Raw genomic sequence first — 1,434 nt, forward strand, 5'->3', positions numbered from 1 at the left:
TGAACTGGTCCCCGATTGTTGGACTGGCTGGTTAGAAGCCTAGGCCGCGAGGGCTTGGGCCCGGTATTGCACCGGGCTCAGGCCCTCGAGTCTTGTTGAGATGCGGTCGTTGTTGTACCAGCGGATGTAGTCGTGCAGTGCTGTGGTCAAGGCGTCGAGGTTCAGGTAGCGGACGTGGTGGAAGGCTTCTTCTTTGAGGTGTCCGAAGAAGTTTTCGATCATGGCGTTGTCGTAGCAGTTGCCTTTGCGAGACATCGATTGGGTTGCCCCGGCCTCGGCCAGTAGGTGCCGCCAGGAGGTGTGTTGGTACTGGAATCCCTGGTCGGAGTGGACCAGCGGGGCAGCGCCGTCGTCGAGGATGGCCAGTGCTGCGCGCAGCGAGTTGTTGGTGAGTTGCAGGTTGGGTGAGGTCCCGAGCGAGTAGGCGATGATTTGGCGGTCGAACAGGTCCATCACCGGCGACAGGTAGAGCTTGTCGTTGCCGATGCGGAACTCGGTGACATCGGTGACCCATTTCTGATTCGGCGCGCTGGCGGTGAAATCTCGGTCCAGCAGGTTCGCTGCGACCTGGCCGGTCTGGCCCTGATACGACAGATACGGTCTCTTGCGGCGGACTCGGCAGATCAGTCCGAGTTGCCGCATCAGCTTCAGTACGGTTTTCTTCGCGATCTGCCAGCCGGCCTTGACCAGTTCGTGGTGGACGCGGCGGTGTCCGTAGCGGGCATGGTTGCTGGTGAACACCTCGGTGATCGCGGCCTTCAGTTCACCGCGCGGGTCTGGGCCAAGCAGCCGGGCCTGGTGATAGAAGAACGTTGACCGGGCAAGCCCGGCAGCCTGCAACAACACATCGAGGCGGTACTCAGCCTTGAGGGAGACCACGGCACGAACCTTCACCGTCGTTCTTGCGCCCTCAAGGCCCGTAATTTTCCCAAGTACGCAACCTCGGCCCGCAACCGCTCGTTGTCTCGCCGCAACCGCTCCAGTTCGCTCACCTCGACCGGTGCCGCGCCTGGTTTCGACGGTCTGCCCACTGGTTTCGGACGCAGCCCGTCCTCGCCCTCGTCGCGGTACTTGCGCGCCCACACCTGAACCAGTTTCGGCGAGGACAAGTCGAACTCACGCGCCAGATCGACCCCGGTCTCACCGGCCAGGAACCGCCGCACCACGTCCAGCTTGAACTCGAACGAGAACGAACGCCTCGTCGGCTTGGACACCAACGCTCCATCTCCGCGCACCTGCCACCGCTCATACAACCGGCTAAGAGCGCTCGCGCCCACCTGCAACCGCTTCGCGGCAGCGTTCCACGACAACCCGGACTCGAACAACACTATCGCCGCAGCACGCTGCGACTCACTCAGCGAACTATCCACACGCATGAACTGCTCCCCGGAATCGGAACTGAGAAACCCAGTCCAACTTCCGGGGAGCAGTTCA

2 protein-coding genes are annotated in these 1,434 nt (G+C 62.2%); both read right to left on the reverse strand.

Annotated features, from left to right (window positions below; all coding sequences use genetic code 11):
• Window positions 1-39: 39 nt before the first annotated feature.
• Window positions 40-879, reverse strand: coding sequence for an IS3 family transposase (locus tag E1263_RS42340; RefSeq protein ID WP_238162079.1), 840 nt, complete (start codon window positions 877-879; stop codon window positions 40-42).
• 11 nt (window positions 880-890) lie between these two features.
• The gene (locus E1263_RS43955) at window positions 891-1,376 is read right to left on the reverse strand and encodes a helix-turn-helix domain-containing protein (protein WP_238162081.1); all 486 of its coding nucleotides are present in this window, start codon (window positions 1,374-1,376) and stop codon (window positions 891-893) included.
• Between the last annotated feature and the right edge of the window lie 58 nt (window positions 1,377-1,434).

It is taken from the genome of Kribbella antibiotica (assembly GCF_004349055.1).
GTDB lineage: Bacteria > Actinomycetota > Actinomycetes > Propionibacteriales > Kribbellaceae > Kribbella > Kribbella antibiotica.